Raw genomic sequence first — 20741 nt, forward strand, 5'->3', positions numbered from 1 at the left:
GCCGTGGCGGCAGGCAGGGCGGCGAAGGATCACAGAATTTCGCCCGACCTGCTCCTGCGCGCCTATGCCTCCGGCGTCTTTCCCATGGCGGAGGACGCCGACGACCCTGAAGTCTTCTGGGTCAGGCCGCAAAAACGCGGCATCATACCGCTCGATGATTATCATGTGCCGCGTAGCCTGAAAAAGGTGATACGTCAGGGGCGTTTTGAGATCAGGTTCGATACGGATTTCGACGGCGTCATCAATGGCTGTGCCAGCGGCACGGGCAAGCGCGCCCGCACATGGATCAACCGCCCCATCCGCGAGGTCTATACCGCGCTCTTCCATCGCCGCCATTGCCACACAGTTGAAGCCTGGCGCGAAGGCCGATTGGTCGGCGGGCTTTATGGCGTGACGCTCGGGCGGGCCTTCTTCGGCGAAAGCATGTTCTCCCGCGAACCCGACGCCTCGAAGGTCTGCCTCGTCTTCCTCATAGAACACCTCACCACACACGGCTTTACGCTGCTCGACACGCAGTTCACCACGCAGCACCTGGAACGCTTCGGCGCAATAGAAGTGGCTCGCCCGCGCTATGAGCGGATGCTGGAGGACGCGCTGTCGGGGGTGGCGGAGTTTTAACAGATATTGAAACTGTTTCGGCAAAGATGTATATATGTTTCAGTATATACATTGGAGCAAGCAGCCATGCCGCATCTCGCCCGCGTCTTTCAATCCGGCAATTCGCAGGCCGTTCGACTGCCGAAAGAGTTCCGCCTCGATGTTGAACGCGTGGAAATCACGCAGGAAGGCGATGCGCTTATTCTTCGTCCGCATGTCGAGGCCAAGGAGGCATGGGCATCGTTGAAGGCGGCGTTGGCGCGCGGGATGAGCGACGATTTCCTGGCAGATGGCCGCCAGCAGCCGGAGCAGCAGGACCGGCCGGAGATTGACGCGGTGTTTCCGTGATTTCCCGCGTTCTCGACACAAATGTAGTGATTGGGTTGATAGCCCGCAAATCGGAGGCGCTGGTTAGGCGCGTTCTCGACAGTCCACCGGGCAGCATCGGCCTGTCGTCAATCGTCATCCACGAACTTTATTTCGGAGCACATAAGAGCGCGAAGGTGCAGCACAATCTCGAGACCTTGCGTCTGCTGCTCGCAGATTTTCCGGTCCTCGATTTTGATTCGCACGACGCCTTCATCGCCGGAGAAATACGGGCCGCCCTCGCCGCCAAGGGAACGCCTATTGGCCCCTACGATGTGCTCATTGCCGGGCAGGCCAAGGCTCGGGACCTGGTACTCGTTACCAACAACATCGGAGAATTTGATCGCGTGGAAGGCCTGCGCGTGGAAGACTGGATAGTGTGAGACAAAAGAGCGCCGGTTATCCAGCGCCCCTCGTATTCAAACCAATTGAGCGAAGATGCCCGGATATCAGGATTCAAGAGCAATCCCGGCGGCGAAGGCGCGATAGGAGTGCAGCGGGCGGCCCAGAATCTGGGTCAGCCGCTCGACGTCGCCGGCTTCGGGGATCATGCCGTCGCTGACATAACGCTCGGCCATCAGGCGCATCTCATAGGCCGTCCATTTCGGCATGAAGCTGGCCATGTTCTGCTCGAATCCACTGGGATCGTCACCGCCATAGACAATTGGACGTCCCAGAACATCCGACCAGATCGCAGCGACCTCGGGGCCGGTAAGTGTATCCGGACCAACCAGATTGATTGTTTCGAGCGGCAGCTTGTCCCGCGCCTGCTCGCGGCGGATCAACTCGATCGCCGCGACTTCGGCGATGTCGCGCGCGTCGACCATGGCGACGCCCTTGTTGCCGATCGGCATCGGATAAACACCGTGATCAAGGATGACGTCCTTGATCATCAGCTCATTGTCGATGAAATAGGTCGGTCGCAGGATCGTGGCGCTGAAACCCATCTGTGCGAGCATCCGCTCGGCGCCGGATTTCACCGCGAAGTGCGGTACGTTCACGAAGCGGTCGGCGTGGATCACCGAGAGATAGACGACGCGCTCGACGCCAGCCTCGCGAGCAATGTTGAGCGTGATGATCGCCTGCGTGAATTCGTCTCCGGTGACCGCGTTCAGCAGGAACAGCGTGCTCACGCCGTCAAACGCCGCGCGCAGTGCATCGATATCGAGCAAGTCGCCTTGGGCGACTTCGATGCCGGCCGGGAAATTTCCCTTCGAGGGATCGCGGGTCAGGACGCGCACCTTGGCGCCGCGATTGACGAGTTGCTGGACGACATGGCGACCGACACGTCCGGTGGCGCCGGTAACGAGAATAGTCATGGGATCACTCCTGTTGGTGGTTGGGGTCAAAAGACATCGTCAAATTAGTGATCCAAATTTTTTCAGATAGACGATATATCTGGACGCAACGTCTCATGGGTGGAACATATGGATCTTCTTGCTCTTGCCGATTTCAATCTTGTCGCCCGGCATGGCGGGTTCGGTCGGGCTGCGCGGGCCACGGGTAGACCCAAGGCGACCCTGTCCCGCCGGGTCGCTGAACTGGAGGCCGCCCTCAATCTGCGCCTGTTCGAGCGTGGTGCGCGCGCATTGAAGCTGACGGAGGAAGGGCGAGCGCTTTTCGAGCGGGCAGGCCTTTTGCTCACAGAGCTGGAAGAAACGGCGGCGGCGATTGCCTCCGGCGGAGAAAAACCGCGGGGCAGATTGCGGATCAGCGCTCCGCTACTTTTCTCCCAGACCGCGATGGGGAAAATCGCAGCCGGGTTCGCCTTGAAGCATCCGGACGTGCGGCTTGAGGTGACGACGGAAGACCGTGCCGTCGATATGATCGAGGAGGGATTCGATCTGGTGATCAGGGTCAATCCGGCCCCGGACGAAAGCCTGGTCGGCCGGGCTTTCCTGCATGATCGACTGGTGGTCGTGGCAAGTCCCCGGCTTGTCAAACCGGTCGCGTGTGAGGCCGTTCCGGCTGTCTTGCGCGGGACGGGTGACCGCTCGGCCTGGAAGATCAAGACGTCCGCCGGTCAATCGAGCATCGCGGTCGAGCCAATCTTAAGCCTTTCATCGCTCGTCATGGTTCGCGACGCGGTACGGGCAGGCGTCGGCGCGGGCCGTCTTCCGCTGTCACTCGTGAGCCGCGATCTCTCTGACGGCACGCTCGCATATTGGGGCGACATCGACGGGCCGCCAATCACGTTATGGGCGCTCTACCCCTCGCGGCGGCTGCTTAGCGCCCGCGTATCCGCGTTTCTGGACTATTTGAAGCAAGCCTTTCCGAAGGGTACGCCTGAAGAGCTGGCTGGTTATATCGGCAAATGAGGCCTCGAAAGCGAGGTTGGATGAGCGCCGATTTCCCGGCGCTCATCGACTTTTGCCAAATGGCTATCGTTTACTGCGGCAGCTTGTCGTCGATGCCGGCCACGTAGAAGTTCATGCCCAGAATGGCTGCGTCGTCGGCGGTTTCGCCTTGCTTCAGCCAGACCGAACCGTCCTGCTTCTTGATCGGTCCGGTGAAGGGCTTGAAGGCGCCCGAGGTGATCTTGGCTTGAGTTTCCTCGGCCATTTTCTTCACGTCATCAGGCATGTTGGTGTAGGGCGCCATGACGACGAAGCCTTCCTTCATCCCGTGGAAGACGTTCTGTGATTTCCACGTTCCGTCGAGGACGGCCTTGGTGCGCTCGATGTAATACGGAGACCAATTATCGACGATGGACGTCAACTGCGTCGTCGGGCCGAACTTGATCATATCGGAGGCCTGACCGAAGGCCTTGATGCCGCGCTCCGCCGCCACCTGCATGGCTGCGGTGGAATCGGTGTGCTGGGTGATGATATCGACGCCCTGGTCGATCAGCGCCTTTGCTGCGTCGGCTTCCTTGCCCGGATCGAACCAGGAATTCACCCAGACGACCTTGACCTTGAAATCCGGATTGACCGACTGCGCGCCGAGCATGAAAGAATTGATGCCCTGCACGACTTCGGGAATCGGCACCGAGGCGATATAGCCGGCGACGCCCGCCTTCGACATTTTTGCAGCTATCTGGCCCTGTATATAACGACCTTCATAGAAGCGCGAATTGTAGACCGAGACATTTTCGGCGGTCTTGTAGCCCGTCGCATGCTCGAACTTCACGTCCGGGAACTTCTTCGCGACCTTCATGACCGCGTCCATATAGCCGAAGGACGTGGCGAAAATCAGCTTGTTGCCCGCGCGCGCCAGACGCTCGATGGAGCGCTCCGCATCCGCGCCTTCCGGCACGTTTTCCAGATAGGTCGTCTCGACCTTATCGCCAAGCGCGGCCTCAAGCGCCTTGCGGCCCTGATCGTGCTGGTAGGTCCAGCCGAAATCGCCGGGGGGTCCGATATAGATGAAGCCGACCTTCAGCTTCTCCTCGGCATGGGCTGCGCCCGCGAAAGCGACACTCGCCGCAGCGGCCAGCGCCAGAAACATTTTCCTCATGTTGACTGCTCTCCTGTTGTTTATTGATCGCTATTTATCGATCCGGCACGAACGGTTTTCCAAGCGAAGCCGGGGTATTGATCATGGTCGAACGCCGGTTCCGTGAGATCAGCACGAGAACCAATATCGTCGCCAGATAGGGCAATGCGGAAAGAAACTGCGATGGCAGGCCAAGCCCCAGAGCCTGCGCATGCAATTGACCGATGGTTACCGCGCCGAAGAGATAAGCCCCGGCGAGCACGCGCCATGGCCGCCATGAAGCGAAGACAACGAGCGCGAGCGCGATCCAGCCGCGCCCGGCAGTCATGTTCTCCACCCATTGCGGCACGTAAACGAGCGATAATTGCGCCCCGGCAAGACCGGCGCAAGCGCCGCCAAAGAGCACGGCGAGATAACGGATGCGCACCACATGCGCGCCGAGCGCATGGGCAGAACCGGGATTATCGCCGATGGCGCGCAGCGTCAGGCCCGCCCGTGTGCGGAACAGGAACCAGCTGACGCCCACGGTGAGCAGGATCGAGAGATAGAAGATCGGATCCTGCCCGAACAGGAACTGTCCAACCAGCGGAAGCTGCGACAAACCGGGGATATGGATCGGTTCCATGCGGATGCCAGGCAGCCCGACATAGCTTTCGCCGATCATGGCGGAAACGCCCAAGCCCAGAATGGTGAGCGCGAGGCCGCTTGCCACCTGATTGGTCACCAGCGTCAACGTCAGAAAGCCGAACAGGAGCGAAAACGCCGCGCCGGCCAGAATAGCGGCGACCATGCCGAGCCACGCTGAGCCAGTCATCTGCGCCACCACAAACGCCGTCACCGCGCCCATGACCATCATGCCCTCGACGCCCAGATTGAGCACGCCGGAGCGCTCCACCACCAGTTCGCCCATCGCCGCGATGAGCAGCGGCGTGGCGGCGGTCGCGACGGTCAGAAGGATGGCCTGTGTCATCTCCATCACGATTTCTCCTGCGCTGGCTTGGCTTTTGGCGAGAAGATGAGCCGGATGCGATAATGGATCAGCGTATCGCTCGCCAGAACGAAGAACAGGATCATGCCCTGGAAGATGCGCGCCGATTTTTCCGAAATCCCGATCGCCACCTGCGCCGCCTCGCCGCCAAGATAGGATAGGGCCAGGACAAATCCGGCGGCGACGATGCCGAGCGGGTTGAGGCGCCCAAGGAACGCGACGATGATGGCTGTGAAGCCGTAGCCCGGTGAGATGCTTGGCCGCAATTGGCCGATGGCGCCGGAGACTTCCGCGATGCCGGCGAGCCCGGCACAGGCGCCGGACACGAGGAAGACGAAAAACGTCATTTTCCCGGCGCTGAACCCGGCGAAGCGCCCTGCCCTTGGACTTGCGCCCAAAACGCGGACCTCGAAACCCTTCATGGTGCGCGAAAGAACGAACCAGAGGACGACGGCGGCCACTAAGGCCAAAACGATACCCCAATGGGCGCGGCCCGATGCCGACCATATTTCCGGCAGGATGGCGGAATCGTTGAATTGGCGTGTTTCGGGGAAATTATAGCCTTGCGGGTTGCGCCATGGACCGCGCACGATCCAGTCGAGAAAATATTGCGCGACATAGACCAGCATCAGGCTGGTCAGGATTTCATTGGTGTTGAAGCGTACCTTCAGGAAAGCGGGAATACCGGCATAGGCGGCGCCTCCCGCCATGCCCATCAGCAGCATCAGTGGCAGAACCGCCCACGACTGAAAATCCGGGAACATGACGGGCAGTATCGAGCCGGCAATCGCCCCGGCGATGAACTGTCCCTCCGCGCCGATGTTCCAGTTGTTGGAGCGAAAGCAGAGCGCGAGACCGGCGGCAATGAGGATCAGCGGCGCGGCCTTGACCATCAGCTCGTGCAGCGACCAGACTTCTGTCAGCGGCTCGACGAAATAAACGTAAAGGCCATGCAGCGGGGGCTTGCCCATCAGGGCGAACAGGATCGCGCCTGCAACCAACGTCAACGCCAGCGCGATGAGCGGGGAAAGCGCGCTGAACAGAACCGAATGCTGTGGCCGCCTGACCAGTTCGATACGCATCATGCCGCCTTGTCCGCGCCGCCCATCATCAGGCCGATCTTCTCCAGAGTTACCTCAGCCGATGGAAGCGTTTTTGAGAGCGCGCCCTGATTCATCACCGCGATTCGGTCGCAAATCTCCATGAGTTCATCCAGATCCTGGCTGATAACCAGAACCGCTGAACCATCACGCGCCAAATCAATGAGCGCCTGTCTTACATACGCCGCCGCCCCGGCATCGACGCCCCATGTCGGCTGGTTGACAACCAGAACGGCGGGCTTGCGGGCGAGTTCCCGTCCGATGATGAACTTCTGCAAATTGCCGCCCGATAGTGCGGATGCATCAGGGTTTTCCCCGCTTTTGCGCACATCCATCGCCTTGACGATTGAGCCGACGGCGGATTGCAGCCTGTGTCTCGCCAGAATTTTAAGCGGGCCGCCGCGCAGAAACGCCCCACCATCGGTCGCATAGCGGGAAAGCAGCAAATTGTCCGTCAGCGGCAATTCCGGCACGGCGCCGTGGCCGAGCCGCTCCTCCGGCACAAAGGCCGCGCCCAACCCTCTGCGCCGCGAAATGCCGGCCCGCCCGGCGGCTACACCACCGATGCGGATCGTATCCGCGCGGTCCTGCCTCATCTCGCCCGAGACGGATTCGAAGAATTCGCCCTGCCCGTTGCCGGAAACGCCCGCGATGCCGACAATCTCGCCTGCATAAACCGTAAGACTTATATCGTGGAGCGCGGTGGAGAATGGCCCGCGTGGCGGCTGGCTCAGTCCCCTGATTTCAAGCAGCGGCCGGGCTTCGCCCTTCCCGCCCGTCGCGACATCGCGGCGGGCGATCTTGATATCGTTGCCGACCATCATGCGGGCGAGCGACGCCGGCGTTTCTTTTCGAGGATCGCAATCGCCCGCCACCTTGCCGTGGCGAAGAACGGTCGCTCGATCGCAAAGCCGCTTCACTTCGTCCAGCCTGTGGCTGATATAGAGGATGGACTTGCCCTCGGCACGCAGCCGCTCCAGCGTTACGAACAGGCGATCAGCTTCCTGCGGGGTCAGAACCGATGTCGGCTCATCAAGAATAATCAAATCCGGCTCCTGCAGAAGGCAGCGGATGATTTCGATGCGCTGGCGCTCGCCTACCGAAAGATCGCCGACCAGCGCATCGGGATCGAGAGGCAGGCCATAAGCCTCGCCCAGATCACGAGCCCGGACCGCAATGTCTTGTAGCGGAATTTTCTTATCCAATGAGAGCGCGATGTTTTCCGCAGCGGTCAGGGAGTCGAACAGGGAAAAATGCTGGAAGACCATGCCGATGCCGAGCCCGCGCGCAACGGCGGGACTGGAAATGTTCACCTTCCGGCCCTTCCAGAAGATTTCTCCCGCAACCGGCTGCAGCGAGCCGAACAGCATTTTTACGAAGGTGGATTTGCCGGCGCCGTTTTCGCCCAGAAGCGCGTGGATTTCGCCACGCTTGATGACGAGATCGATCGCGTCGCACGCAACGAGGTTGCCGAATGTCTTGGTGACCCGGCGAACGTCCAGAAGCGGCTGATCGGTGGCGGTAACTGACATGGCTTCCCACAAGCAGCATTTTATTCATATGATCTTGCCTGGAAGTCTGCAACTTTTCGGGATCATACGTTTGGCTTCTTATGACAGCACCCTTGAAATTGGGAAGTGCAAAATACGCACACACCCTGAGATTCGCACACATAAGATGCAGTGACGACACTCGCCTACGGAATAAGCACCGTCGTGCCTGTCGTCTTGCGGCTTTCCAGATCGATATGCGCTTGTGGCGCATTTTTCAACGCATAGGTCTGGTTGATGTGCGCCGATACGATACCGCTTTCGATAACGGAGAACAAATCCTTCGCCGTGGCTTCAAGGTCCTTCCGCTTGGCGATATAGGTATTGAGCGTTGGCCGCGTGGCGAAGAGCGATCCCTTCTGCTGCAAAATTGAGATGTCAAAGGGCGGAATCGGGCCGGAGGACAGTCCAAAACTTACAAACATGCCGAGCGGTTTCAGAACATCGAGCGAGCCCGGGAACGTATCCTCGCCGACCGAATCGTAAACCACTTCGACGCCTTGGCCGCCGGTCAGTTCCTTCACGCGCTCGACAAAGTTCTCGGTGCGATAATTGATAACGTGGTCGTAGCCGTTGGCCTTGGCGAGTTCTATCTTTTCTGGCGAGCTGGCTGTGCCGATCACCGTTGCGCCAAGATGTTTCGCCCATTGCCCGGCAATAAGCCCGACGCCACCCGCCGCCGCGTGGAAGAGGATCGTGTCGCCTTTCTTCACGTGAAAGGCACGTCGCAAAAGATATTGCGCCGTCATACCTTTCAGCATGACAGCGGCGGCGGTTTTGAGGTCGATACCATCAGGAACGATCACCAACCGGTCGGCGGGGACGATGCGTTCTTCCGCATAGCCGCCAAGCGTCACGACATAGGCAACGCGATCGCCTGGTTTAATGTTTTTCACGCCCGGTCCGACGGAGAGGACGATCCCCGCGCCTTCATTGCCCGGCGTGAAGGGGAGCGAGGGTGCCTTGTATAGGCCGGTGCCGGTGCGGAACAAGGTATCGAGGAAATTGAGACCGATGGCTTCCTGGCGGATTTTGGCCTCGCCCGGCCCCGGTTCGCCGATTTCGATTGTTTCGTAAGTAAGCACCTCGGGTCCGCCGAGCTGATGAACACGGATGGCATGGGTCATGGCTGCACTCCGCTGCTATTGTTCGTCATTCTCAGTCCTCGGATTAAATCCGAGGATGTCTCGAGAATCTGCCGACCTGATCTGTCAGGACGGTAATCGCTTATCTTTTTCTTATGGCAGATTCTCGGGACAAGCCCGAGAATGACGGCTGGACAAGGGGCGTTGTCCACAATCTCTGGGCTTTAGCTGCCACCCAATCGCGGGAAAAACTGCACCACCAATATGCCGAAAGAGCGGCGGTCTAGGGAATAAGCACCGACACGCCTGTCGTCTTGCGGCTTTCAAGGTCCGCATGGGCCTTGGCCGCATCCTTCAGCGCATAGGTCTGGTTGATATGCACCGAGACGACGCCGCTCTCGATGACGGAAAACAGGTCCTTCGCTATGGCTTCGAGGTCGTGCCGCTTGGCGGTATATTGATTGAGCGACGGGCGGGTGGCGAAGAGCGATCCCTTCTGTTGCAGGATGGCGATGTCAAAGGGCGGAATGGAGCCGGAGGATTGGCCGAAGCTCACGAACATGCCGAAGGGTTTCAGCACGTCGAGCGAGGCAGGGAACGTGTCCTTGCCGACGGAATCGTAGACCACATCGACTCCCTGTCCGCCGGTCAGCTCCTTTACCCGCTCGACGAAATTCTCGGTGCGGTAATTGATGACGTGATCGTAGCCATTGGCCTTGGCGAGTTCGATCTTTTCGGGCGAACTGGCGGTGCCGATGACCGTCGCGCCCAGATGTTTGGCCCATTGCCCGGCAATGAGGCCGACGCCGCCTGCCGCCGCGTGGATGAGGATCGTGTCGCCTTTCTTCACATGGAAGGTACGGCGCAGCAAATATTGCGCGGTCATGCCTTTTAGCATGACGGCGGCTGCCGTTTTTAAGTCAATGCCGTCGGGGACGATCACCAAACGGTCAGCAGGGACGATACGCTCCTCGGCATAGGCCCCCAGCGCGACATAGGCGACGCGGTCTCCAGGCTTTATGTTGCTGACGCCGGGGCCGACTGAAATGACAATGCCCGCGCCTTCATTGCCGGGAATGAACGGGAGTGACGGCGCTTTGTATAGGCCGGTGCGGTAATAAACGTCGATGAAATTGAGGCCGATGGCTTCCTGGCGGATTTTTGCCTCGCCCGGCCCCGGCTCACCGATTTCTACAGGCTCGTACGAAAGAACGTCCGGTCCGCCGACCTTATGAACACGGATGGCATGGGTCATCGCTACACTCCGTTCCGGTTAAGCGCGTGATGCTCCCAATTTCGGGAAAAATTGCATCACCGCGCCGATGCAATAAAGATAGATGCCCGTGATAGAAATACCAATGCGCACCCATAATGGCGCCTGCAGCGAATAGAAGATAGCCGTTACACCCAGGGCACACCATAGAAGAAAAATGGTGAGATTGAGCGGGCGCAAACGAACGACACGCACCGGATGCAGAAAATGGATGGGCACGAAGGAAAGTATGGCGGAGACGACCACCGTCGCGAATGCGATCCACTCACCGGGCCGGATTATGAACAGAGTGAAGACAAGCATATTCCAGACGACGGGAAAGCCTTTGAAGAAGTTTTCCTTCGTCTTCATGCCGGTATCGGCATAATAGATCGCGCTGGTGATCACGATGATCGCGCCGGACAGGAAGGAAAGCCCCTCGCCCATGAAACCGCTTTGATAAAGCGCAAAGGCAGGGATGAGCACATAGGTGACATAATCGATGATATTATCGAGGAGTTCGCCGGACCAAGTGGGCAGGACATATTTCACGTCCAGCCTGCGAGCGATGGGCCCGTCAATGCCATCGACGAACAAAGCGAGGCCGAGCCACCAGAACATGGCGGTCCAACGATCCTCGCTTGCGGCGACAATGGAAAGAAAGGCGAGAAACGAACCGGAGGCCGTCAGCAGATGAACGGAAAAAGCCCGAACCTGCGGCACGGTCACCCGCTTGGTTTTGAATTTTTCAGACAATTTTTCTTTCACGCGCCTTGCCGATTCTTTTTGCCGGTCCGGATCTCATCCATATGGGCCGCTCCCATGAAAAGCTTTTCGCAAATTAAGATCAAAGAGCAAGGGAAAACGCATTTTCCGCGTGTCTTTTACCCAGTCCGGGCTTACAGCATCAACGAGACAGCTGCCTGATTTCGCAAAGGACTTCAGCCATGAGCGTAAAAATCGAAAAGCAAATTGCCATCGCGGGCAGCGGTCCGGCCGGGATGATTGCAGCGCTCGCATTGACTAAAGAGGGGTATGAGGTTGCGCTCATAGGCCCCTCCCCAAGCGAAAACGACCAGCGAACCACGGCGCTGATGATGCCGGCGATTGAATTCTTGAAGCGATTGGGCGTGTGGGATGTCATCTCCAGCCAAACCGCGCCACTGGCTACGATGCGCATTGTCGACGCCACGCGCCGCCTCGTCAGAAGTCCCACCGTCACTTTCCACGCCGGCGAAATCGGCGAGCAGGCTTTTGGCTACAACATGCCGAACACGGTGCTCAACAAGGCGCTCGCCAAAGCGGTGGATGCCGATCCGCGCATTGCCCGTATCCTTTCACCGGCGACTGGCTACCGGCACATGGCGGACCATGTCGAAATTCAGACCGGCGATGGCAGCGAGATGGTCGCGCGCCTTCTCGTTGCCTGCGACGGGCGCAACTCTCCGGCGCGGGAAGCAGCTGATATCGGCGCCCGGCGCTGGACGTATCCGCAGACAGCGATCGTGCTCTCCTTCGCCCATACGCTCGACCATGAGAATATCTCGACGGAATTCCACACCGAGGATGGCCCGTTCACGCAAGTGCCCCTGCCCGGCCGACGCTCAAGCCTCGTCTGGGTTGCTAATCCGGCGCTTGCGGAGGAGCTGATGTCGCTCGACCCGACGGCGCTGGCTGCTCGGGTCGAGGAGCGGATGCATTCGATGCTTGGCAAGGTCACGGTCGAGACAAAACAGCAGGCGTGGCCGCTGTCGGGACTGGTGCCGACCGCCTTTGCCGCCAACCGGACGGTGCTCGCCGGAGAGGCGGCGCATGTCTTCCCGCCAATTGGCGCGCAGGGGCTCAATCTCGGCGTTCGTGATGTGGAGACGCTTTTGAAGGCGCTGCAGGCCGATCCATCCGACATGGGGGCCGAGCGCGTAACGCGGGCCTATGACCGCTCGCGGCGACCGGACGTCCTGGCCCGCACGGGATCTGTCGATGCGCTGAACCGCTCACTCCTGACCGGCTTCCTGCCGGCACAGATCGCGCGCAGCGTTGGCCTTGAGCTTCTGCGCTCGTTCGCTCCGCTTCGCGGTTTCTTCATGCGCGAGGGTCTTAAGCCTGGCAGCGGCTTTACCTGGAAATTCAGGGCCAACAGCGCCAGATAGATATGAAGATGCACCCAAACCCGGCACATTCAAGTACAATGAGCATTCCACAAATAAAGCATGCAAAGTTTCAGATTGGACAAGTGGTCAAGCATCGGCTTTTCCCATTTCGCGGCGTCATCTTCGACGTCGATCCGGAATTCGCCAATACAGAGGAATGGTATCAGGCCATCCCCGAGGATGTGCGGCCAAATCGCGACCAGCCGTTTTATCATTTGCTCGCTGAAAACGCGGAAGGCGAGTATACGGCCTATGTATCGGAGCAGAACCTGTTACTTGACTTAAGCGGCGAACCGCTGCGCCATCCCCAGATAAGAGAGCTGTTCGAAAGCGTGGAAAACGGCGTCTACAAGATCAAGCCACAGCACGCGAATTAAGGGGCCGGCAGGACCGCCGCGCGCCATGGACGCGCGGCGAAAGCAACGAACGATCAGACCCGCTTGAACGCCGAATAACCCGCGTAGCGCGCCTGCGGTCCGAGCTCTTCCTCGATGCGGATGAGCTGGTTGTATTTGGCGAGCCGATCGGAGCGGGCGAGCGAACCGGTCTTGATCTGTCCGCAATTGGTGGCGACGGCGAGATCGGCGATGGTCGAATCCTCGGTTTCGCCCGAACGGTGCGACATGACGGCGGTGTAGCCCGCCTTGTGCGCCGTCTCGACGGCGTCGAGGGTCTCGGAGAGTGAGCCGATCTGGTTGACCTTGACCAGAATCGAGTTCGCCACGCCCATCTTGATGCCATCGCGCAGGCGTGCCGAATTGGTGACGAAAAGATCGTCGCCGACGAGCTGGCAGCGGTTGCCGATGAGGTCGGTCAGATACTTCCAGCCTTCCCAATCATCCTCGGCCATGCCGTCTTCGATCGTGATGATAGGATAATCCGTGGCGAGCTTGGCCAGATATTCGGCTTGCGCCTTGGCGTCGCGCGTAATTTTCTCGCCTTCATAGACGTAGTTGCCGCCCTTGTAGAATTCGGTCGCCGCGCAATCGAGCCCGATGGCGATCTCCTCGCCCGGCTTGAAGCCGGCCTTCTCGATGGACTCAACGATGAAATCCAAGGCCGCCTCAGCGCTCATCAGGTTCGGCGCGAAGCCGCCCTCGTCGCCGACATTGGTGTTATGGCCGGCATCCTTCAAACGCTTCTTCAGCGTATGAAACACCTCCGCGCCATGGCGCACCGCTTCGCGCATGGAGGACGCGCCGACGGGAAGCACCATGAATTCCTGGAAATCGATCGGATTGTCGGCATGCGCCCCGCCATTAATGATGTTCATCATCGGCACAGGCAGGATATGCGCGTTGACGCCGCCCACATAACGATAGAGCGGCAGGTCGGTCGCCTGCGCCGCAGCCTTGGCGACGGCGAGCGAAACGCCGAGGATGGCGTTGGCGCCGAGGCGGCTCTTGTTCGGCGTGCCGTCGAGATCGATCATCGTCTGGTCGATATGGATCTGGTTTTCCGCATCCATGCCGGCCAGCGCGTCGAAGATCTCGCCATTGACCGCATCGACAGCCTTTTCGACGCCCTTGCCCAGATAGCGGGCGCCGCCATCGCGCAGTTCCACCGCCTCATGCGCGCCCGTGGAAGCGCCCGACGGCACCGCCGCCCGACCGAAGGAGCCGTCTTCCAGCCTCACATCGACTTCCACGGTGGGATTGCCGCGGCTGTCGAGAATTTCACGACCGACGATGTCGATGATAGCAGTCATGGGATGCTTCCTTCCTGGACCAATTGAAACGCAAAAGAACTTTCGCGTCTTTCCATATCGAAAGGAGGGGGGAAGGAAAATCCCTTGGCTGATGAAATCGCCGTCACAAATGCGCTCGAAGGAAATCCGCCACGTCATGTTCAATGGTGCGATGAATCGCGGTGCGGTCGACACTCGGACCGTCCTTGCAAATGAGCGGGGCTTCCGCCGCCAATTTCTCAGGGCATGGATCGATGAAGACGAAGTGACGTCCGGGCACCACGATCTGTTCCGGAGGCGTGGGGAGGTCTTTGGCCAGTGCAAGGGCGTTGGGCGCTGCGCTCATATAGGCGTCGTCTTTTGGCCGCAGCAGCAGGACTGGAATTTTGATCGCAGCGAGGCTTGCCTTGTCAAAAACGAAGCTCAGCGGGTCCATCAGCACCAGCGCCTTCAAGCGCGGTTCCGTTGGCGGTTGCCATGTCCCGAGTTGTTTGTCGGCATCGGCTGTGCCGTCCTTGGCAGGTCCGCATGAACCGATATCTCCCTGCCCTTCGCCTTGGCAATAGGCCGTCGCTGCCTCGAAATCTGGGCGCGCTCCGGCAAGCACCAGAGCGGTGTATCCGCCCGCCGAATAGCCGATCATGCCGATGCGCGCTGAATCTACATGCTCCGCAAAGCGGCGGTCAGCCAGCGCTGCGTTCAGGGCTTCCATCGCCTGGCGCGGACGCGCCATCAGAATTTGAGCCTGATTTTTTGCTTGAGGCTGGCCGGCCGTATCCCCTAGATGCGCGGGAGCCACGACCACGAAACCTTCACGCGCCAGACTGGCTTCAAGTTCACGATGGCTTAGTGGAGAGCCGCCACGGCCATGCGAGAAGAGCACCACCGGGAAACGCCGATCCGTGGCGATTGGCGCGTTCTGGCTGGCGGAAATGGTGAACGGACCAGCCTGCCACGGCTTCTCCGGGGCGGAGGTAGGATACCAGACGATGGCGTTGAACGCGCCATCCACATCCGGAACGGTGATGCGAACCGCACCAGCTTGATATTCGGTCGAAGCGGCCAACGCCAATTGGGGCGCGCATACCGCGACCAAAAAAGCCACGAGAAACATTATTCTCGGCATATCGCTCGCCTCCACCGGGGGCAAGCTACCGCGACCACCATCCCGTGTAAAGCTGCGCGACTTTAGGCCTTCGCAATCCGGTCAAACGCCATCAGCGTTTCGAGGAGGCGTGGCATTTGATCGAGGGGCACCATATTCGGCCCGTCGGAAGGCGCATTGTCGGGGTCCTGATGGGTTTCGATGAACACCCCGGCGACCCCGACGGCAACCGCTGCCCGCGCCAGCGTCTCGACAAATTCGCGCTGGCCGCCCGATGAAGCGCCCTGCCCTCCCGGCTGTTGCACGGAATGAGTCGCGTCGAAAATGACCGGCGCGCCGAAGCCTGCCATGATCGGCAGGGAGCGCATGTCGGAGACGAGCGTGTTGTAGCCGAAGGAAGCACCGCGTTCCGTCGCCATCACGTTGGGATTGCCGCTTTCCGTCACCTTGGCAAGGACATTCTTCATGTCCCAGGGCGCGAGGAACTGGCCCTTCTTGATGTTGATCACCTTCCCGGTCTTTGCCGCCGCGATCAGAAGATCAGTCTGGCGGCAGAGGAAGGCCGGGATCTGCAGCACATCGACAACCTTGCCGACGATGGCGCATTGCTCTTCCGTGTGCACATCGGTGAGCATTGGAAGACCGAATTCTTTTTTGAGATCGGTGAAGACTTCGAGCGCCTTTTCCAGTCCCATGCCGCGTGTGCCTGACAGTGAGGTACGGTTCGCCTTGTCGAAGCTGGATTTATAGACGAGGCCGATCCCAAGCTTCTCGGTCAATTCCTTCAGCGCGCCCGCCATGTCGAAGGCGTGCTGCCGGCTTTCCATCTGGCAGGGGCCGGCGATGAGAGCCAGCGGTGCCGTGTTGGAGAAGGTGACGTTGCCGGCTTTGACGGTGGAGTTGGTGGGCATGAGTTGGGCCTCCTAAAGCATCTACACGGAAACGTAGCGGGACAGTACCCCCCTATGGCTTGCCAGCCATCTCCCCCTCAAGGGGGGAGATTACGCCTTCACCAATGCCGGCATCAATCGCCAACGGTGAAGATTGAGGCCGGATGGTCGTATAAGCCAATCTCCCCCCTTGAGGGGGAGATGCCCGGCAGGGCAGAGGGGGGTACCTGGCGCCGGCGTCTTCATCAGAACAGACTACACTAACCGCCCCTGTTCCACTGCCGCCTCGATGAACGAAGCAAACAGCGGGTGCGGTTCGAACGGGCGCGATTTCAGCTCCGGATGATACTGCACGCCGATGAACCAGGGATGATCGGGGTATTCGATGGTCTCCGGCAGAACGCCGTCCGGTGACATGCCCGAGAATACCAGCCCGCATTCCTCCAGCCGCTCCTTGTAGTCGACATTGACCTCGTAGCGGTGGCGGTGGCGTTCGAAAATTTCGGAAGAACCGTAGATGTCGGCGATGCGCGTCCCGCTCTTCAACCGCGCCTCATAGGCGCCGAGCCGCATGGTACCGCCGAGATCGCCGGATTTGCTGCGCTTCTCCAGCATATTGCCCTTCAGCCATTCCGTCATCAGGCCGACGACCGGCTCCTTTGTCGGGCCGAACTCCGTCGAAGAGGCGCTTTCGATGCCGGCCAGATTGCGCGCGGCCTCGATGCAGGCCATCTGCATGCCGAAGCAGATGCCGAAATAAGGCACCTTGCGCTCGCGCGCGAACTTTGCCGCCAGGATCTTACCTTCCGAGCCGCGTTCGCCGAAGCCGCCCGGAACCAGGATGCCGTTCACTTTTTCCAGATATGGCGAGGGGTCTTCCTGCTCGAAAACCTCCGATTCGATCCAGTCGAGATTGACCTTCACGCGGTTCGCCATGCCGCCATGATGCAGCGCCTCGATGAGCGATTTATAGGCGTCTTTGAGGCCGGTATATTTGCCGACGATGGCGATGGTCACCTCGCCTTCCGGGTTATGGATGCGGTGTGACACTTCCTGCCAGCGCTCCATGCGCGGCTTGGGCGCGGGGTCGATGCCGAAGGCCGCCAGCACTTCCGAATCGAGCCCTTCCGCATGATATGCAGTCGGCACGTCGTAAATGGTTGCCACGTCCAGCGCCTGGATGACCGCCGAGGGCCGCACATTGCAGAACAGCGACAGCTTGCGTCGCTCCGATTCCGGAATGGGCCGGTCGGCGCGCACCAGCAGGATATCCGGCGCGATGCCGATCGAGCGCAACTCCTTGACCGAGTGCTGCGTCGGCTTGGTCTTCAATTCGCCCGCCGCCGGGATATAGGGCATCAGCGTCAGGTGGATATAGACGGCGCTGCCGCGCGGCAATTCGTTGCCCAACTGGCGGATCGCTTCGAGGAAGGGCATCGCCTCGATATCGCCGACCGTACCGCCGATCTCGCACAGCACGAAATCGAAATCGTCATTGCCTTCGGTAATGAAGTTCTTGATCTCGTCGGTGACGTGCGGAATGACCTGAACGGTTGCGCCCAGATAATCGCCGCGGCGTTCCTTCTCGATGATGTTGCGGTAGATCCGGCCGGTGGTGATGTTGTCCTGCTTGTTGGCAGGACGCCCGGTGAACCGTTCGTAATGTCCGAGGTCGAGGTCGGTTTCCGCCCCGTCATCCGTCACGAACACCTCACCATGCTGGTAAGGCGACATCGTGCCGGGATCGACGTTGAGATAAGGATCGAGCTTCCTGATGCGCACGCGATAGCCGCGTGCCTGAAGGAGAGCCGCAAGTGCTGCGGCAGCAATGCCTTTTCCGAGCGAGGAAACCACGCCGCCTGTGATGAATACATATCGCGCCATGGGCTTACGTCGTTAGACCCTCTTGATTGATTCCGCCACAAAAAAATCGGGCCCGGGAAAATTCTCCCCGGGTTCGTTTCGTGACGCTAATTTAATTGTTGCTTTTGAATGCGACTCTAACGTTCTGTTTTTACAGGATTAAATCGCAATGCCGCAAAGTTTTGAATACAGCAAAAAAGCCGGGTTTTTAACCCGGCTTTTCCAACCGCTGGATATGTCGTTTCAGCGAACGACGACTTCCGTGCCGACATCGACGCGGCTGTAAAGGTCCATCACATGCTCATTGACCATGCGGAAACAGCCATTGGAGGCGGAGCTGCCGATGGTCCAGGGCTGCGTGGTGCCATGGATGCGCACATAGGTGTCCTTGTTGCCCTGGGAGAGATAGAGCGCGCGGGCGCCGAGCGGATTTCCGGGGCCACCGTCCATGCCGTCCTTGTACATGCCGTACTGCGCCGGATTGCGCTGAATCATTTCCTTGGTCGGGATCCAGCGCGGCCATTCCCGCTTGGTCTGAATGGTCGCCGTGCCCTTGAATTCCAGCCCCTCCTTGCCGACAGCTATGCCATAGCGGCGCGCGGAAGTGGGGGTTTCGACCAGATAGAGAAAGCGCTTCGCCGGGTCGATGACGATCGTGCCGGGCTTATATCCCGAAAACGAGACTTCCTGCGGCATGAACTTCGGGTCGAGGTTGTATTTGCCCCGCGCACTGGTCTGCTGCGCATTGTTCTTCTTGCGCGCCTTGGCCTGGGACTTCTTACTCTCGGTTGCGAGCGAAACCTCTTTGAGCAGCGCATTGGCGCCCACGGCCGCCCTGGCGGCGCCGCTCTGGGTGGAGGGCTGAGCCACCGCCGGAACAGTCAGACACAATCCCGCGACACCAGCGAGAAGAACAAGGCGTGATAACATGGGATTACCCCTGATGAGAATGAGACCTGGCAGAGCGGCTCGTCTTGGGAATAACTCGGTAACCGCCCTTTTAGTTTCAGATACGCCAAACATGTTTTTCACTCAACGCACAATCTGCGAATCAAACAGAAATGGGATCCGTGTATTGCTCGTATGCAACACTTTTCGCTCAAGGCAATAAAACAAGGCTGTTAACAAAGCATAAAAGCCTCCCGTTTTCGCGAAAGGCTTTCATTTACTTCAAGTAAAAGTGTTAATTCTTGGTGCTTTTACTGCGAATTCGGAACCGGATCTGCAGGAGTAGCCGGATTTGCTTGCGAAGGCGCCGGTTGTGCTGGCGCAGGGGCAGCCGACTGCGATGACGCCCCGCCCAACTGGTTCAACACTCCACCCGAGCCCGGGGTCGCCGGTGTCGTCTGGCTACCAGGGACAGCGGCCGGGATACGGTCCAGAATATCGCCCGCGCCGCCCCCTCGATGGGCCATGACGCCCAGAATGATGGAGGTGGCAAAGAAGGCCGCGGCCAGGATCGCCGTCGTCCGGGTCAGCGCATTGGCCGCACCGCGCGCGGTCATGAAGCCGGAGCCACCGCCGATGCCCAACCCCCCGCCTTCGGAGCGCTGGATGAGCACCACGCCGACCAGCGCGATGACGATCAAAAGATGGATGACGATGATGATGGGCTGCAGGGATGCCATGGATTCAAATCTGCTTTCTGGCGTTTAGAGCATGACCCCAAAAAATTGCGTGCGTTTTGGATAAGCTCATGCGGCTAAATGAAACTTGTGGCTCTTTACACTTTCTTGTCCGATAATCCAAGCCGCTGGGGCAGGAAAATGGCTTGCTGTGCACGATTATAAACTCTTATAAGCCTCACAAATGGCGAGGAAATCAGTTGCTTTCAAGCTGGCGCCACCAACAAGCGCACCATCGACATTTGTCACACCCAGCAACTCTACCGCATTCAAGGGCTTTACCGATCCGCCATAGAGCAACCGGAGCTTCGCGCCTTCACCGCCGAAGCGCGCGATCAGTTCCCGGCGCATGAAGGCGTGGGCCTTTTCGACATCGCCGGCCGTCGGCGTCTGCCCGGTGCCGATGGCCCAGACGGGTTCGTAGGCGACAATTGTCGTCTCGCTTTTCATGTCGTCGGGCAGCGAGCCCAGCAATTGCCTGGCAACCACATCGAGCGTTTGCCCGGCCTGACGCTCAGCCGCCGTCTCCCCGACGCAGACGATTGCAGTCAGGCCCGCTTTCCAGGCGGCTTCTGCCTTTGCGCTGACAACCGCGTCGGTTTCATGATGATCGGTGCGCCGCTCGGAATGGCCGACAATCACATAATCCGCGCCGGCCTCTTTCAGCATGACAGCGGAAATATCGCCCGTATGGGCGCCTGATTCCTTTACGGAACAGTCCTGGCCGCCAAGGCCGACCTTCGAGGAGACCAGTACATCCGCCGCGCGGGAAATGAGGGTCGCGGGAACGCAGATCACGGCATCGAGCTTTCGATCAAGCCCGGAAGCGGCAAAACCCACAGCAATCGCCCGCAATTCAGGAAGCTGTCCCCCCGTGCCGTTCATCTTCCAGTTGCCGGCCACCATTGGACGAATACCTGGGGTCATTTGTTCCTCCTAGCGGTCGAATTCCGGCAAAAATCGTAAAGTTAGAGCCTGACTATCAAATCCCTCTCGCAAAGCAAGCGCCGGATATGTATCGAATTGGTGCAGACTTTTCGCATAAGAC

21 protein-coding genes are annotated in these 20741 nt (G+C 59.5%); 6 read left to right on the forward strand and 15 right to left on the reverse strand.

From position 1 onward, the window contains the following. The first annotated feature begins 48 nt into the window (after positions 1-48). The 3 genes from aat (at position 49) to C7477_RS08890 (ending at position 1346) form a co-directional block, all read left to right on the forward strand. Positions 49-618 carry a leucyl/phenylalanyl-tRNA--protein transferase gene (aat, locus tag C7477_RS08880; protein WP_281032531.1) on the forward strand — a complete coding sequence of 190 codons (570 nt, stop codon included), beginning with the start codon at positions 49-51 and terminating at the stop codon, positions 616-618. A gap of 66 nt (positions 619-684) precedes the next feature. Further along, positions 685-945, forward strand: coding sequence for an antitoxin (locus C7477_RS08885; protein WP_110751208.1), 261 nt, complete (start codon positions 685-687; stop codon positions 943-945). Beyond that, positions 942-1346, forward strand: coding sequence for a type II toxin-antitoxin system VapC family toxin (locus C7477_RS08890; protein ID WP_110751210.1), 405 nt, complete (start codon positions 942-944; stop codon positions 1344-1346). The genes C7477_RS08885 and C7477_RS08890 overlap by 4 nt, the downstream gene beginning before the upstream one ends. A gap of 66 nt (positions 1347-1412) precedes the next feature. Here the strand turns inward: C7477_RS08890 and C7477_RS08895 are convergent, their stop codons facing one another. Beyond that, complete coding sequence (locus tag C7477_RS08895) at positions 1413-2282, reverse strand: SDR family oxidoreductase (RefSeq protein WP_110751212.1); 870 nt, start codon at positions 2280-2282, stop codon at positions 1413-1415. Between the two features lie 108 nt (positions 2283-2390). Between C7477_RS08895 and C7477_RS08900 the strand changes: the two genes are divergently transcribed. Further along, the gene (locus tag C7477_RS08900) at positions 2391-3281 is read left to right on the forward strand and encodes a LysR family transcriptional regulator (RefSeq protein ID WP_110751214.1); all 891 of its coding nucleotides are present in this window, start codon (positions 2391-2393) and stop codon (positions 3279-3281) included. A 70-nt stretch (positions 3282-3351) separates the two neighbouring features. Here C7477_RS08900 and C7477_RS08905 read toward each other — a convergent pair whose 3' ends face one another. From C7477_RS08905 to pcsA, 7 genes are all read right to left on the reverse strand, one after another. After that, positions 3352-4419, reverse strand: a complete 1068-nt coding sequence (locus tag C7477_RS08905; RefSeq protein WP_110751216.1) for a BMP family ABC transporter substrate-binding protein — start codon at positions 4417-4419, stop codon at positions 3352-3354. A gap of 34 nt (positions 4420-4453) precedes the next feature. Then, positions 4454-5374 (reverse strand): ABC transporter permease, encoded by a 921-nt coding sequence (locus C7477_RS08910; RefSeq protein WP_110751218.1) that lies wholly within the window; start codon positions 5372-5374, stop codon positions 4454-4456. Continuing rightward, entirely contained in the window at positions 5374-6468 is a 1095-nt protein-coding gene (locus C7477_RS08915) for an ABC transporter permease (RefSeq protein WP_110751220.1), read from the reverse strand. The genes C7477_RS08910 and C7477_RS08915 overlap by 1 nt, the downstream gene beginning before the upstream one ends. After that, positions 6468-8018 (reverse strand): ABC transporter ATP-binding protein, encoded by a 1551-nt coding sequence (locus C7477_RS08920; protein WP_110751222.1) that lies wholly within the window; start codon positions 8016-8018, stop codon positions 6468-6470. The genes C7477_RS08915 and C7477_RS08920 overlap by 1 nt, the downstream gene beginning before the upstream one ends. A gap of 164 nt (positions 8019-8182) precedes the next feature. Next, entirely contained in the window at positions 8183-9163 is a 981-nt protein-coding gene (locus C7477_RS08925) for a quinone oxidoreductase family protein (protein ID WP_110751224.1), read from the reverse strand. 241 nt (positions 9164-9404) lie between these two features. After that, positions 9405-10376: a quinone oxidoreductase family protein gene (locus tag C7477_RS08930; protein ID WP_110751226.1), complete on the reverse strand. Its 972-nt coding sequence runs from the start codon at positions 10374-10376 to the stop codon at positions 9405-9407. An 18-nt stretch (positions 10377-10394) separates the two neighbouring features. Further along, positions 10395-11141 carry a phosphatidylcholine synthase gene (gene pcsA / locus C7477_RS08935; RefSeq protein ID WP_110751228.1) on the reverse strand — a complete coding sequence of 249 codons (747 nt, stop codon included), beginning with the start codon at positions 11139-11141 and terminating at the stop codon, positions 10395-10397. Between the two features lie 179 nt (positions 11142-11320). On the opposite strand from pcsA, the gene C7477_RS08940 reads away from it, so the two are divergent. Both C7477_RS08940 and hspQ read left to right on the forward strand, forming a co-directional pair. Further along, entirely contained in the window at positions 11321-12523 is a 1203-nt protein-coding gene (locus C7477_RS08940) for a UbiH/UbiF family hydroxylase (protein ID WP_110751230.1), read from the forward strand. 38 nt (positions 12524-12561) lie between these two features. Further along, complete coding sequence (hspQ, locus tag C7477_RS08945) at positions 12562-12900, forward strand: heat shock protein HspQ (RefSeq protein ID WP_110751232.1); 339 nt, start codon at positions 12562-12564, stop codon at positions 12898-12900. A gap of 53 nt (positions 12901-12953) precedes the next feature. Here the strand turns inward: hspQ and eno are convergent, their stop codons facing one another. The 7 genes from eno to tpiA form a co-directional block, all read right to left on the reverse strand. Continuing rightward, on the reverse strand, positions 12954-14231 hold the full coding sequence (gene eno / locus C7477_RS08950) for a phosphopyruvate hydratase (protein WP_110751234.1): 1278 nt from the start codon (positions 14229-14231) through the stop codon (positions 12954-12956). Between the two features lie 103 nt (positions 14232-14334). Then, a complete protein-coding gene (locus C7477_RS08955; protein ID WP_110751236.1) occupies positions 14335-15336 on the reverse strand; it encodes an alpha/beta hydrolase family protein in 1002 nt (333 codons plus the stop codon). A 62-nt stretch (positions 15337-15398) separates the two neighbouring features. Beyond that, a complete protein-coding gene (kdsA, locus tag C7477_RS08960; RefSeq protein ID WP_110751238.1) occupies positions 15399-16226 on the reverse strand; it encodes a 3-deoxy-8-phosphooctulonate synthase in 828 nt (275 codons plus the stop codon). A gap of 234 nt (positions 16227-16460) precedes the next feature. Beyond that, positions 16461-18089, reverse strand: a complete 1629-nt coding sequence (locus tag C7477_RS08965; RefSeq protein WP_110751240.1) for a CTP synthase — start codon at positions 18087-18089, stop codon at positions 16461-16463. A gap of 222 nt (positions 18090-18311) precedes the next feature. Further along, positions 18312-18998, reverse strand: coding sequence for a L,D-transpeptidase (locus C7477_RS08970; RefSeq protein WP_110751242.1), 687 nt, complete (start codon positions 18996-18998; stop codon positions 18312-18314). Between the two features lie 269 nt (positions 18999-19267). Further along, positions 19268-19687: a preprotein translocase subunit SecG gene (gene secG / locus C7477_RS08975; protein WP_110751334.1), complete on the reverse strand. Its 420-nt coding sequence runs from the start codon at positions 19685-19687 to the stop codon at positions 19268-19270. A 165-nt stretch (positions 19688-19852) separates the two neighbouring features. Then, positions 19853-20620, reverse strand: a complete 768-nt coding sequence (tpiA, locus tag C7477_RS08980; RefSeq protein ID WP_110751244.1) for a triose-phosphate isomerase — start codon at positions 20618-20620, stop codon at positions 19853-19855. Positions 20621-20741: the final 121 nt, after the last annotated feature.

The sequence above is a fragment of the Paramesorhizobium leguminum genome (genome assembly GCF_003217235.1).
Classification (GTDB): domain Bacteria; phylum Pseudomonadota; class Alphaproteobacteria; order Rhizobiales; family Rhizobiaceae; genus Paramesorhizobium; species Paramesorhizobium leguminum.